Origin of the sequence: Planktothrix sp. (assembly GCF_046067725.1) — a bacterium.
Lineage (GTDB): Bacteria > Cyanobacteriota > Cyanobacteriia > Cyanobacteriales > Microcoleaceae > Planktothrix.
In genome coordinates, this window is the sequence record NZ_JBJUDF010000272.1 from 18852 (window position 1) to 31362 (window position 12511).

A 12511-nucleotide genomic window follows, 5' to 3' on the forward strand; every position below is an offset into this window, starting at 1 on the left:
TTTATTCAGGTAATACTACAACGTGCATGGAGAATGGGCGTTTGAGATCAATTCCCCCAAATTTAAACTTGGCACCACGCCAGAAAGAATCAACACCAATGGGGCGAGTATCAGTCCACTTTAACGGTTGATAAATCTTGGCAGAAACTTTTTTGGGATCTCGACGGAAAGCCTGAATAAAGCGGGTGGGAGCTAAACCAATCGACTCTAAATAGTCAGGAGCCATCTCGGACACAACGCCGACTTCTTTGATATTAGGGTTGACTTTTAAGAAATGCTCTAACACCGTACGATCCAATGCGGATGTGCCGATTTGAATAATATCCGAGGAGAGGTGTTCGTAAGTTTCCGAATCCATCAACAACGTGTCAGGCTTCTCGCGGTTATTGGTCAACCGAGTCGGAGCATTAACGCAATCGTTCAACACACTCAGCTTTTGCTGCGATGTTGCTGACCCGTTCAAAGGGAAGGGAGCATAAGACCGCAGTGCTTGGGGATGATTCAAGAAACCGGGCATCCCTGTTTCTAAATCTCCATTTGCCACCAACTGATTGATTTTTTGTTGAGCAGCTTCTTGAATTGTCCAGATTTTGTCTTCCTCAATGCTTTCTCCCATCCGACTAACAGCCGCGATGTCATCCTCGGAGACGCTATAGCCTTGTCCCCATTTATGGATCGGCATCTTCATTTCACCATAGACCAGTTCCACTTCGGGAAGGTCTGTGGTGTAGTTTCGGATTAATTTGAACTGCCCAACGTGGCGGAGCCACCGATACCCCCAGGTTTTTGCCCAGGGCTTGTTTTGAATGTTGAGAGGGCAAATAACTCCAGCAGCGAAAGGATAGTCCGCAAGATCGAACTCCTTATCTATCTGAGCCTCTAAATCCATCAGAGCGCCAAAGAACGTCCCGATTTCATCAGCATCTAACCTTGTAGTCCCAGAAAAGTTCATCATAGTTTATAAATTCTTTCTATACAAATTAGGGAACATTGAAGCCGATCAAAACGCACACCGCACCAGTGCTAGTGACTACGGGGGAACACTTGAACTCAGCCTTCGTGGAGATATTAATCGTGCCACTTGTTGCCTTTGTTGCTTTCCCCTCGTGTCCCGCAGCAATAGAGACGTAGACGGCATCATTAATTGTGATATCCGTCTCAACACATTCAACCCAGATCCCTGACGATTCTCCTGTCCGGTCAACCACGTCCATCACATCTTGATAGGGGTAAGTCGTTCCACCGTAGCTTACACCTTGATTTATTAAAGGCTGCATTTCGATATCTTTGACGATTCGAGTAATGCCCAGGATTACGTCAGTAGTAGCAGTAGGAAGCCCTGCAACTTTGGGATCGGTTTCAGTGTTTGCTCTGGCGACAAACCGACCAAAAGGAACAGGTGTGGGAATGGTCATCGCTGTGGTCTTGGTTGCTGTCAAACTAGCACCAGTAACTACCAGTGTGTTCTCGATGCCATAGTCCAATGCCGTGAATAGCACGTTATTTCCACTAACAGCAGCAATCCCACGATGCCCAAAAGCAGGATTTACACGGATTGCATTCAATAATCCTGCCCGCAATTCCGATTGAGTAGCACTAGCATCAGTTGTAAAACGTGCTGTTCCTAATCCGTTATTTAACTTAACGGTATATTCGGTGCTAGAAGCAGGAGAAGCAGGAACCGCCAGAGTCCAGACCTCTTTAGCTGCATTCTTAATGGAAACGTAAGCTTTAACTCTCGGAAAATTGATCGAGCCCTCGCCCATACCAGGAATCGCACGATCAAACTGAAGATTGTAGTTGTACCGCATTATCTAGTAACCCCCATGCGTGTTTTCCCCATTGTTAAAGGCTGTTTATAGGCATCTACCCGCCGTCTCTCCCATTCGGTGAGTTCATCACCATAAGTAATTTGAGCAGGTCTTTTTAGTACCGAATCAAGGCGATGGGAAAACTCCTCGGAGTCTCCATCTTCTTCCTCCTCGTCATCCCCATCCCCTTCTTCTTCACCATCTGGATCGGCAGAAGAAGAATCGTAATTCTCCTGAACGTAGGCAAACACTCCGTCTACATAGGAATCGGATCGGAATGTTAAGTCCATGTTGGGCTCGATTTCAGCTAACAAAGTGCGCTTGATATCGCTCACAGAGAAGCTACTATCAAACCGTGTGTTGGAAAAACCTGGCAGCAAATCGTCGGCTTCTTTCCATATAGCCAAGAGATCCCCAACAGAATCACCCCGACAATTGCTTTCGTCTTCATCGTCACCATCAGCACGAGGTTTGGACTTTTTTTTCTTTCTGGAAGTCATCATTTCTTCATCTTCATTGTCCTCATCTTCCATCATTTCTTCATCTTCATTGTCCTCCAATTCCATTTCTTCTTCTTCGGGAGCATGGGGCATCATTTTCTTTTTGCCTCCGTCAACACGGACGTACTGCCCCATGTCGTTCCGGTAATAACCTAACTCACCAAGGACATTATCAGCATTTTCCACAATGATTTCCAGGTTATCTAACCGAAACTGGTAGTTCTCTTGTGCGGCTTCTAGCTTCCGATTCTCCCGAATCGTAGCGTCAAACCGTGTAACAAGCGAATCGTGGCGTTCCTTTAATTCTTTTAATTCACGGAATCGAGCACTACTAATAGAAGCGAAAACTTCGGGGATTCCCGAATATTCGACTCCATCGCATCTAATTATTGCCATGCGCTGTTCATTATCTCCATTATCATTGGTTTTGTTGGGGTTACTAGGGTTTTCAACAACTTGACCTGCAACAGCTTGCCCAATCCCCGCAGCACTATCTAATCGGAGACGGGCATCTTCTCCTGCCCTTCCTCGGCTCGTTAAAGCCAAATGATTAGCGCGAACATTGATCTGTTCTCTGTCGTAGTGTTGACCATTCCATACCCCTGCCCCTTGTTTGATATCGCAGGTATATCCCGCAGACAGTTGCTCCTTTTCCCTTGAATCAATTAGGGCGATCGCTTTAGCATCAAAAAATGACACCAAGCCTTTGATCACCCCTTCAGCCTTGTTGTAATAAGCAGAAGAATCAGTCATCCCTACCGTGTAATCTTTGTAGCTTTCGCTATTAAGAAGTCCAACATGGGGATGTTCAATTACCAGGGGGAGGAACTTGAAACTCTCCACTGTAGCCTGATCTGCATTGGTTTCCGGTCTCCTGAGTTCGTGGACTATGGAGCCGTCAGGCTGACGATACTCCAACACCCCGTCACGACAAAAAGACCCTTCACAATGGAGGCGACCATCATCAGTTCTGATTACCCTAAATTTAGTTGGAGCATCAAGCCTGATTTCAACCATTTCTCAATACAAAAAATAATTCTTGTTAAATAATAACGCACCTTATCAGTCATTTAAAGAGGGTGTAAAAAAAATAATTTCTATATAAGAAAATCAACTAAAATTAAACCAATGATTTAGATATAAATAATGACTACTATCAAAAGAGAGTATCCTTCTAAGAAGACACTAGGATCTGGTGCGTTGGCTCCCTATCGCGCTCTTGGTCGGTCAATTCGACGGGATCTTGTAAATGCAAATTTTGGGATGATGGAATTTAGTGAAAAAAGTGGATGGGATTGGCAGACAATTCGACGGATTTTAATGGGGGAGCGACGGACGGATTTCGTAGAACTATTGATTATCGCTTTGTTAATTTCTGAGGATCAATCGGAGGCGGAACGATTGATCCTTGCTTGGACTAAGGAAACTTTAAAGATTATTGAGCAAGAAATCCCTCAAGAAATCAACCCAGGTCTTATTGATAAACTTGTCGAGATCAACGAAGAGAACCCTTTAGAATAGCGATAATCTCCCGACGATTCCGTTGACTTACTCCTAAAAATTGACGTTTAGGCATTTTCTTAGTGCCTTCTTGTAAATAGGAGCCATAAGGCAATGGAGTCCCTACCTCAACCCTTCCTTTTTCAATCCGATACCGAATAGAAGATCGTAGCAATCCTTGGCGTTGTAATATTTGCATAATAAAACCTCGACTTGCCTTGTATTTGAGGGTTGATGGGGCTAAATGTTCCCATTTTTCTCCGTAGGGATTTTGTTCCTTCTGGAAGTTCTCATCGGTAGAGGCAACCATTAACTGTCCAATTTCATGCAAGGCAGGGGTTAAGTTCTGAACTTTTTTAATTAGTTCGTTGAGATAATTTCTGGATTGATTAGCGTTGAATTTTAGGGATAGCATAGTTTCAATAAGGGAATATATCCAATTTTAATATAGTGAAAGGAAGGGAGGTGTTAAAACCTCCCTTTGTCGCTTTAATTACCCTCGACTAATAACTAACGTTGTGGTTTCCGGTAGCTTCATTTCAGGATAAGTAACACGCCAAACATCATGGGAATACAGACTTTTTGTCTCAAATCTGGGACATGGCACTTTTTTGATTTCCTTGCCCATCTTAATGCTCATAGCCTTGAGCGATCGCCAATTAAAAATTTTTTCTGAGACTTGATTGAACTTAGCGATCCGAACGATGGAAGAATAATCGAATAACTCATCGAGGTTTTTAGAGAGTTCGCTATTTTCCTGTTCAAGCAAGGCTTTTTCGGCTTCTAATTTTTCTAACTCTAACGCTAACCGTCCAGCCTCTAGGAGTGCTTCGGCATAAGTCTGAGGTAATTTAGGCTGTGAATGCTGTTTTGGATTCGTTGACCATTCGTGAACCCATTCCTCAACCATTAAGCCAAAGTCATCGGACAGCCAGATAGCAAACCGAGTAGCAAGCTTCGGATGAATCCAAGTTCCCTGTTTGTCCGGTGTTCCACCCTGAACCACTTTGTACAAACCCGTTACAGGAATTCCTGTAACGACAGAAAGATGATTAATCGTCTCTTGAACTCGCTTATTAGACAACCAGTTCGCTACATCTCGGCGTTGTCCTGTCATTTGTTTGTGAGCATGAGTCAACCGTGTTGCGTTGATGTAACCATCAGATTCTTGTTGTCCAACAGTTAACCCGTTAACGTCATGATTGATAATTGCTTGACTATTTGTTTCAATTGTCGATAAGCTTAAATTAGCCACTTTTACCTCGTAAGTAAGGATGGTTAGACTCGCCATAAAAGCCTTGAACTTTTTGGCGAGTTGCTTTAATTATAGCATTTTTATGTTCAGTTCCTATCAGGAATCAATAGAAACTGAAAAAAATTAAAAAGGAAAATTACCAATTTTCAGAGCCGTTAGCTACAAATCGAGCCGCCCGATCCTTTTGTTCTTTTATAAGTTCCTTTTTAGTGTTTTCAGATTTAGGATCGGGAGTGGGTTTTGGGGTTTGTTTTTTGTCTGATTCAGTTGCCATAATTACCTCTTAATTTTCTTTTGCTTTCTTACTTCTTTAGAAAAGACTTAAGTTTCCCGCTTTCCTTGCTTTTTCGTATTGCTCGGATTTTTGATCTCGGACAGCTTTTTCTTCTCTATCAATATCTGATAATCCTTAACTTCGTTTAACACTCGCTCCTTTTCCAAATCGGTAAGTTTTTTGTAATTCATCTAGCACCTGCTCATAAACTTCTTTAATAATTCTATCTTGCCCTTTCTGATTTGTAGCTAATTGCTCCGCCGCTTGATTTAAAAGCGTTGAAACCCTCCCGGTTAGCATCTTCTCTTGATCAAAAGCACCTAACGCCTTTTCTGCTACGTCTGCAACTTCTTTGGACTCTTCAACTTTAATCTCATTTCCAACTTTTGCTAGATCCTGAGCAGCCTTAGACTTCCCTACGATTGAGAATAATCGCTTTTCCTGTGAAAGTTTGCGTTTAATCGCGGCTTGTATCTGGGCTTTTTCAATGGCTAAGGAACGAGTCTCTGGGGTAAAGCCTAACAAATCTAATAAACCACCTTGGGACTCTGTTTTAGTTGGGGTATTTGTCACCATATCAGATAATTCCTCTATGGTGTCATTAGTGATTTTTTTACCTCGTTTTTCCTGTTTCTCAACTAACTCCAATAAGTCTTGTTGCTGACGGTGATCCTTTATTTTAGAGCCAATCACGACAGCCCTTTGTTCTGGAATTTGACCTTGAACAACACGGTTAAATAGAGAATCACTAAGATCTGCTAACGCTAAACCATCCTCCGCTATCTTTTCTCGCATTGGAATACCTTTTTTCTCTAGGTCTTGCTTTGTTAGCCCTGAATCCCTAAAAAATTTAGCTGCATCCATAGCATTGCCTCGACCTTCTGCAATATTAGTTAACGCACCAATTGCACGAGCTTCTTCGTGAGACTTTGCCTCTATTAGCTTCACTGTTACAGAAGGAGCATTAAGTTTTTTTGCTAAAGCAAGGCGATTATGCCCATTTACCACATAAACACCCCCATCGCCGGGGTCTTGCCAAACCTGAAGAATTCCTCCTAAATTAGAGTCCCAAGTTCTAACACCCGACAAGCTTCCTACTTCCCCTGATTTAGTTTGTTCTCCAATGATTTTATATTGGAACCTTTTAGGATCTACTTGAATTTTACTGGGGTCAGCCTCAGCAATTCCCGAAGATAAAACATACTCTGCACCAATTTGAGATGCTGCATCATCCCATTTGCCTTTTGGTTTTGGAGTTAGCTTATTATTCTCTTGTGCTTTGGTGGGGTCTGATTTAGTCTGTTTAAACTCCCCTCCCATCGCCCTAACCTTATCTATTTTCTCTTGAGAGGATTTATCGGGAGGATCTGATTTACAGTTCTTATTTAGGCTAATGCAGGCTTTACCGCAGTTATAGGAAGTATTGCCACACTTAGGTTTTTCCTTTCTAACTTTCTTGACTGCATCATACCGATATGTGTACCCTTTAGAGAAGTCTTCCCACGCCATCGGGTCAACGTCGCTATCCGTTCGTTTCCAAGTAAACGGCTTAAACGAAACACTATCCCCAATCTCAAACTCAAATACACGGGGCCGGCTTGCGTCTTTAAACCGTCCTTTGATGACGTTTTTATTGCCTACTTCAAAATCCAGAACAATCACAGGGGCGTTATAAGCGAACGGAAGGGACAAAACTTGAGAAATGCCAAATTTCATCTGCACTTCCGTAGGAACAGCGTTAAAGCGAAGGAGATTTCGACGGTTTAAGGTGACCATTGTTTTCGAGAGTTAAATCTTTCTGTACGGGTGCGGATTGCAAATTTACCAGTCTTCTGGCCCTTGAGCTACAAAACGCTTGGCACGTTCGCGTTTTTCATCTTCTGTCAAATCGTCATAACTTCTTTTTGGATATTTTTTCTCCATTCTCTTGTCAAATTCCTGTAATGTCTCCCCTTCTCCTAAAGTATCCTCATCTTCATCTACAACAGCAGGGGGAACGGTTTTTATTTTCTTTTGTCCTTCAACAGCAGTTTTTTTAGCTTTCATAATTGATTTTCCTTTTTAATGCGATGAGTCTATTGTACTTTGTTTTTGCTTAATTAAGTTCACTTTTGCTAATATTGAGATGTGCTTGGGCGATCGCTAGTTTCATCTGTACTTCGGTGGGTGCAGCGTCAAGTCTATTGGAATGGAATTTTAAATTTTGCATAAATTAACCGCCTTTTGTTAACAATTCAATTTGCTTAAGGGTGTTCGGATCTGAATCAACATTAATAGTCCAAATTCGATCTAATCCCGCTTTTTTTGCAGCAGCATGAACCAAATGATTTCCTACGACTTCGTATTCGTAAGGTTTAACTTCCCGAACAAAAACGGGAATCCAATTTCTCCCAGATTGTTTTATTAGATCCACTGCTTTAGCTATTTCATCATCTCTCCCTGACAGATCCTTTGTGGCTGCAACGTCTCTTAGGGGATAGTGCATTAGCTTCCCTTCGTCCGTATACTCATTGGATTGAAAACCCTTTTTAGGTGAATTGATTTTCGGAGTCACTAGAGGCTCAGTAGATTCACCAATCTCGATAGGCTCCTCAATATCAGGTACTTTAATCTTAGATTTACTGGTTTTGGCTTTACTGGTTTCTATTTTTTCGGTTTTATCACTAGCTTTAAACTCGCTAATAACCGCTTTTAATTGCTTTTTTTTCTGAGTAGAAACGGGATCTTTAGCGTTTGTTTTGCATTGTTTCTTAAGGCTAATACAAGATTTGCCACAAGGATAAGATACCCCATCTTTACACTTGGGTTTGTCTGTTCTGTTTTTTCTGATGGCATCAAGCCTGAAAGAATAACCTTCTGAGAATTTCTCCCATTCCTCAATATCCAAGCTATCCAGCCTTCCAGGGACAAAGGGACTAAAGGTTATTCCGTCATCTGCAATCTCAAAACTGAATACACGGGGTCGGCTTGCGTCTCTAAATCTTCCTGTTATTATCCCTTTCTCGTTAATCCTAAAATCTAAAACGGAAAGAGGAGAGTTGTAAGCAGACGGCATTGACAGAACTTGAGAAATTGCTAACTTTACCTGGTTTTCTGTTGGTGGCATATTAAATCCTTTATTTTTATGAATTCATTGCCTTAGTTCATTTGAACTAAGGCAATGAATAGAGCTTAAACGTAAGCACGGGACACGTATTCGAGTTCGATAGTGTCAAACAGGGTTTTCCCACTGACCGTGATGGGTGCTGTAGGTGTGACTTTCCGCAGATAGGCGTTATAGATGATGTAGTTAGAAAAACTCATGTTAGCCCCTACGGGTTGATTATCGATCAAGTCCTGAACGTTTTGCACTCGCTCATTCTCAAAGGTATCTAAATCAACATCAACAGCACCATTTAGGGTTAGAGTTACTGACTTCTTAACCAAAGGGATAACAGCGATATCTCCCCCTTGGTTTAGTTTTACCTCTAAGGTTTCATCATCCCCAAAACTGATGTCTTCAGGTTTAAAGGCGTAGGTTTTGTTGACTCCACCAACCGTTTTGGTTAAGTTGAAAAAATTTACAGGAATTGGCATGATAGAACCCTTCTGATCAGAAGTTATCACTATAATTTTAAGGTTAAATTCTTATAGATCAACGGGACTTTATAAAATAATTTCCATATAAGAAAATCACACCTTTTTTATTGTATCGATTTCTTAGTGAATAGGCGGGAGACAGACCGTTGCAGTGGGTCTGGGGTGTCCTTCTGTCAAATCCTTACATATCAAGCCATTTTGAGGCTATTCCATTGCCCTGCATTGGATACCGATTTCTCTATATAAAAAGACGGGGATTTTAAGAAAATTTCCAAGGGCCTCCTGAAACGGGAGAGATAAATAGTCCTTCCGAATGGATTCTGTATTAAGCAAATAGTCCCAAAGCCACAAATCTCGATAAATGGCGATCGCTAAACCTATTCAAAAAACACCGTGCAACGTTTGATTTGATCGGCACTGTCCGAAGTGCCAATTGTTGCCAAACTACCTTAACCTATACATAGATTTACGGGCTGCGTAAATTAGGAACTGACAAAGATTTGATGTAACAGTTTAGACAACTTAGCCAACCCTAGTGAAATAAAATGGGTTGACTAAGTTGCATTCAAAAACCAATTAATTTAAAATTAATCTAATTGAGTTTGTTGATTGATTCTATTTGCTATATCTGTTAATATTTTATTTTGATAAACTTCATTAACTCCCTCCAATTCTTCTGCATCTTGGCGATATTGGTTTAATTCCGTAGGATCGCACTTCTCCACTCCTCCAAAACGATCTAATCCGGCATGATAGTAATAGCAATCGCGCACTTCTTTTGGGGAATCAAAACCCAAGAAATACTTTATTTCGTCAAGCTCCCCTGTTGTTGTGTTGAGTTGCCGAACCTTCCAGAGACTAGGTGAGTTTGGATTTTTGATATAAACGTCGATTGCTTTCGCGTCCTCTGCGTGTCCATAGCTGCGTCTAATATGCCCATACCCTACCTTCATCGTTTTGTTATAGCGAAGATCCCCTTTGTCGTGAGTGACCCCAATTGATAACCCGTGCCAATTAAGAACCCGCTTTATTGGGGTGTAAACAGCACTGTCCATTTGAGTTATAGATTCTTCTTCGACGGGTTCTTCAGTGGGTGGAGCAGCTTCCTCTCCTCCTAATGCTCCCATATCAAAACCACCAAGGGAGTTTGCTTGTTCTTCTGCTTTTTTCTTGGCTTCTTCCCATGCTTTTTGATCAAGGTTAAGCTCTGGCCACCAACCGGAGTTAGAAGGCACTGTCCGAGCTTCATCTGTCGTGATGAATCCGGCTTGAATACCTGAAACCAATACCTGAATATCAGATGAGCGTCCAGAGCGGAGATCCTCGATGGTCATTCTCAAAATAGAAGGGTACTGCCTTTGGTAGTTGTCGGGGATTTTGCCTTTTGTGGGGCCATCTTTAGCCAAGAAGATATAACGATCAAGAATAGCTGCGTTAGGATCTAAGTTCTCTCCTTGGTACTCTGCCACCGAGTTAGCATAGTTGATTTGGGTTTCCTTGCCATCACGCCCCAAACCTCCAGGGCTTTCTCCCCAAACTATCGTGTGAGGCATCCCAGAGGCTCCTGTTACCCCATCCTTCTGTACTTGCACAAGTGAATCCATCCCGACGACGGGGCGGGCATTCCAGTTGAATTGTTCACGGGAGTCGTGGAGAACCATGCCATATAGATCAAACATTAGTCGGATTGATTTCATGGTTTGCTTAATAGCTGCGATACTTTCTTCATCAGATGCCATCATCAGTTCCCGTAGTCCTTCAAAAGAATGCTGTAGAACTGATTGGGTTTTAATTAATTCGCCTACTGCATTGAGTCCATTCGTATAGTTTTTATAATATTTCCAAACCTCGTCAAAGACACTCAATCCCCATCCATTGTTATAGGAAATCATCCAATCATCAGGCATTAATGCTCCATTAAACCGGAGGATTCTTGACCGATGGATCAGGCGATCATCCTGCTTGGAATTTGTTCCGTTAAATAGTAATTTTTGTTTTATTTGTTGATCAATTGTTAGGATTTCATAATGTTCAATGTCATCAAGGTCAAATATACTAGCAGCCGTTCTCACCGAAGGAGCAACTTGCCATCGGTGACGAACGATTAACCCAGAGATTGATTTAATCTTGCCTTCATCAACAGGTTCGGAATAATGTCTTCCATCGTTAATCTTGAGAATAATAACTGTCCCACCATGAGAGCGAGAGAACTGTAAGGCTTTTCTAAATTGTGATATGGTTTTCAATCTTTCGTGATAAGCGTAGTAATCGCGGACTAATTTAGAACCCGTCTTACTAGAAAAATCATCTCCCAAGGATAACTGCCACATCTTTTGAGTTGACGAAGATGGGAGGCTCCATGCAATTCGTTTTAAGATCGCGTCTGCTAAACAGTTTTCTACTTGCTGTTGAGAGAAAGGCTGGATTCTTCCGGTTATAGGGAGAGGGTTTCGCATCGAACTTGCATCGGCACTCTCCGCTAACGCTTGCATCATGACATGAGAGTCTTCTCTATAACGATTCACAATCTCTGTGGTGGTTTCTTTTTTTGTTGTCTCGGATGATTGGGCAGTCATTTTTATATAAAGTTATTGGTATTTTTTTTGCGGAATTATCTTTGATTTTAAGGCATAATAAAGCATAATATTGTTAATAAGTTATTAATCTCAAAACCAATGACTTCTTCTATTAGCTCAATTAGTTATCCTGCATCCCAACCCGACCTGACGGTGACAATCCCTTTTAAAAGGGTACGGACACAAATTACTGAAGGAGGGGTGGTAAAGGATGTGTTAGAAGCCTGGGCAGATTTTGGTGGTGCGGTGTCCCAAGTAAATACCATGACCATCACAGCAGGGAGTACAGGGGATGACTACCTGATAGGAGTCACTGCCGGGGATGACTCGGCTATTATCTCCTACACCCAAAGGTCGGGTGATACTGCGACCACAATTGCAGCAAGACTTTTAGAGGAGATTAATGGAGTTCCTTCTGCATCTGCTTTGGTTTCAGGAACGGCAGCGACCAATGTTTTAACCCTTACTTCTGACTTGCCTGGGGTAACAATTACTTACGATGTAAGTGGGTCTACCACGCCTAGTAATATTGTTGTCGCCCAAACAACCGCCGCGTCGGGAACCGCAAAAATGCGGAAGGTTGCTGAGATTAAGACGTATTACGAAATCCCATCCGGGGGGAGAAATTTAGTGGCTGTCAATCAAAGCGTCTTCTATGACGGAGCCAACCCTGCTGGAGTCGTTAGAAATAATCCAGAAGCCAGAAGCAATCACCCTCAAAGTATGGAAGCTTTAGCTGCTTTGGCAAATGCTTAATTTCCTTGCTTATCGGAAATTGAAATAATGCTTAAGGCTTGTCGAGCATGGGTTAGGGAATCGGGAGGGGAGCTTTACGTCCCTCCTGATTTGGTGTTACCTTCTTCTATTAAATTAGACTCGGAAAAATTAGAGATTAAGTTTGCCAAGCATCCCTTAATCTCTGCACTTTGTCGTCATAAAAAATGGGAGGTAATCCCTGAATATCGAGATTATGCCGTCTTAGAGGCTAGGGTTTCAGGAGATGGTGGGCAACTTTC

At 42.1% G+C, this 12511-nt stretch carries 13 protein-coding genes; 2 read left to right on the forward strand and 11 right to left on the reverse strand.

Features of this window, described 5'->3' with window-relative positions:
- Nucleotide 1: 1 nt before the first annotated feature.
- The 3 genes from ACKPEB_RS16830 to ACKPEB_RS16840 are packed head-to-tail and all read right to left on the reverse strand — an operon-like array spanning nucleotide 2 to nucleotide 3328.
- Nucleotides 2-955: a major capsid family protein gene (locus ACKPEB_RS16830; protein WP_408966116.1), complete on the reverse strand. Its 954-nt coding sequence runs from the start codon at nucleotides 953-955 to the stop codon at nucleotides 2-4.
- Nucleotides 956-980: 25 nt separating this feature from the next.
- A complete protein-coding gene (locus ACKPEB_RS16835) occupies nucleotides 981-1811 on the reverse strand; it encodes a hypothetical protein (protein ID WP_408966117.1) in 831 nt (276 codons plus the stop codon).
- Complete coding sequence (locus ACKPEB_RS16840; RefSeq protein ID WP_408966118.1) at nucleotides 1811-3328, reverse strand: DUF2213 domain-containing protein; 1518 nt, start codon at nucleotides 3326-3328, stop codon at nucleotides 1811-1813. Before ACKPEB_RS16840 ends, ACKPEB_RS16835 begins: the two co-directional genes overlap by 1 nt.
- 129 nt (nucleotides 3329-3457) lie before the next feature.
- Here ACKPEB_RS16840 and ACKPEB_RS16845 point away from each other — a divergent pair, with 129 nt between their 5' ends.
- Nucleotides 3458-3832 carry a hypothetical protein gene (locus ACKPEB_RS16845; protein WP_408966119.1) on the forward strand — a complete coding sequence of 125 codons (375 nt, stop codon included), beginning with the start codon at nucleotides 3458-3460 and terminating at the stop codon, nucleotides 3830-3832.
- Here ACKPEB_RS16845 and ACKPEB_RS16850 read toward each other — a convergent pair.
- The 8 genes from ACKPEB_RS16850 to ACKPEB_RS16885 form a co-directional block, all read right to left on the reverse strand.
- Nucleotides 3807-4226: a phage virion morphogenesis protein gene (locus ACKPEB_RS16850; protein WP_408966120.1), complete on the reverse strand. Its 420-nt coding sequence runs from the start codon at nucleotides 4224-4226 to the stop codon at nucleotides 3807-3809. The two genes, ACKPEB_RS16845 and ACKPEB_RS16850, sit on opposite strands and share 26 nt — an antisense overlap.
- Nucleotides 4227-4304: 78 nt before the next feature.
- Nucleotides 4305-5066, reverse strand: a complete 762-nt coding sequence (locus ACKPEB_RS16855) for a KilA-N domain-containing protein (protein WP_408966121.1) — start codon at nucleotides 5064-5066, stop codon at nucleotides 4305-4307.
- A gap of 136 nt (nucleotides 5067-5202) precedes the next feature.
- A complete protein-coding gene (locus tag ACKPEB_RS16860) occupies nucleotides 5203-5340 on the reverse strand; it encodes a hypothetical protein (protein WP_408966122.1) in 138 nt (45 codons plus the stop codon).
- 135 nt (nucleotides 5341-5475) lie between these two features.
- The gene (locus tag ACKPEB_RS16865) at nucleotides 5476-7116 is read right to left on the reverse strand and encodes a hypothetical protein (protein WP_408971299.1); all 1641 of its coding nucleotides are present in this window, start codon (nucleotides 7114-7116) and stop codon (nucleotides 5476-5478) included.
- Nucleotides 7117-7161: 45 nt separating this feature from the next.
- The gene (locus ACKPEB_RS16870) at nucleotides 7162-7386 is read right to left on the reverse strand and encodes a hypothetical protein (RefSeq protein ID WP_408966124.1); all 225 of its coding nucleotides are present in this window, start codon (nucleotides 7384-7386) and stop codon (nucleotides 7162-7164) included.
- Nucleotides 7387-7552: 166 nt separating this feature from the next.
- Nucleotides 7553-8446, reverse strand: coding sequence for a hypothetical protein (locus ACKPEB_RS16875; protein WP_408966125.1), 894 nt, complete (start codon nucleotides 8444-8446; stop codon nucleotides 7553-7555).
- Between the two features lie 65 nt (nucleotides 8447-8511).
- A complete protein-coding gene (locus tag ACKPEB_RS16880) occupies nucleotides 8512-8916 on the reverse strand; it encodes a hypothetical protein (RefSeq protein WP_408966126.1) in 405 nt (134 codons plus the stop codon).
- Nucleotides 8917-9506: 590 nt separating this feature from the next.
- The gene (locus tag ACKPEB_RS16885) at nucleotides 9507-11495 is read right to left on the reverse strand and encodes an anti-CBASS protein Acb1 family protein (protein WP_408966127.1); all 1989 of its coding nucleotides are present in this window, start codon (nucleotides 11493-11495) and stop codon (nucleotides 9507-9509) included.
- A 99-nt stretch (nucleotides 11496-11594) separates the two neighbouring features.
- Here ACKPEB_RS16885 and ACKPEB_RS16890 point away from each other — a divergent pair, with 99 nt between their 5' ends.
- Nucleotides 11595-12251, forward strand: a complete 657-nt coding sequence (locus ACKPEB_RS16890; protein ID WP_408966128.1) for a hypothetical protein — start codon at nucleotides 11595-11597, stop codon at nucleotides 12249-12251.
- Nucleotides 12252-12511: the final 260 nt, after the last annotated feature.

Coding starts and splice junctions, on each gene's coding strand:
- ACKPEB_RS16890 (WP_408966128.1), top strand. CDS start 11,595: ATGACTTCTTCTATTAGCTCAATTAGTTATCCTGCATCCCAACCCGAC.
- ACKPEB_RS16835 (WP_408966117.1), bottom strand. CDS start 1,811: ATGCGGTACAACTACAATCTTCAGTTTGATCGTGCGATTCCTGGTATG.
- ACKPEB_RS16875 (WP_408966125.1), bottom strand. CDS start 8,446: ATGCCACCAACAGAAAACCAGGTAAAGTTAGCAATTTCTCAAGTTCTG.
- ACKPEB_RS16865 (WP_408971299.1), bottom strand. CDS start 7,116: ATGGTCACCTTAAACCGTCGAAATCTCCTTCGCTTTAACGCTGTTCCT.
- ACKPEB_RS16885 (WP_408966127.1), bottom strand. CDS start 11,495: ATGACTGCCCAATCATCCGAGACAACAAAAAAAGAAACCACCACAGAG.
- ACKPEB_RS16870 (WP_408966124.1), bottom strand. CDS start 7,386: ATGAAAGCTAAAAAAACTGCTGTTGAAGGACAAAAGAAAATAAAAACC.
- ACKPEB_RS16860 (WP_408966122.1), bottom strand. CDS start 5,340: ATGGCAACTGAATCAGACAAAAAACAAACCCCAAAACCCACTCCCGAT.
- ACKPEB_RS16830 (WP_408966116.1), bottom strand. CDS start 955: ATGATGAACTTTTCTGGGACTACAAGGTTAGATGCTGATGAAATCGGG.
- ACKPEB_RS16840 (WP_408966118.1), bottom strand. CDS start 3,328: ATGGTTGAAATCAGGCTTGATGCTCCAACTAAATTTAGGGTAATCAGA.
- ACKPEB_RS16850 (WP_408966120.1), bottom strand. CDS start 4,226: ATGCTATCCCTAAAATTCAACGCTAATCAATCCAGAAATTATCTCAAC.
- ACKPEB_RS16845 (WP_408966119.1), top strand. CDS start 3,458: ATGACTACTATCAAAAGAGAGTATCCTTCTAAGAAGACACTAGGATCT.
- ACKPEB_RS16880 (WP_408966126.1), bottom strand. CDS start 8,916: ATGCCAATTCCTGTAAATTTTTTCAACTTAACCAAAACGGTTGGTGGA.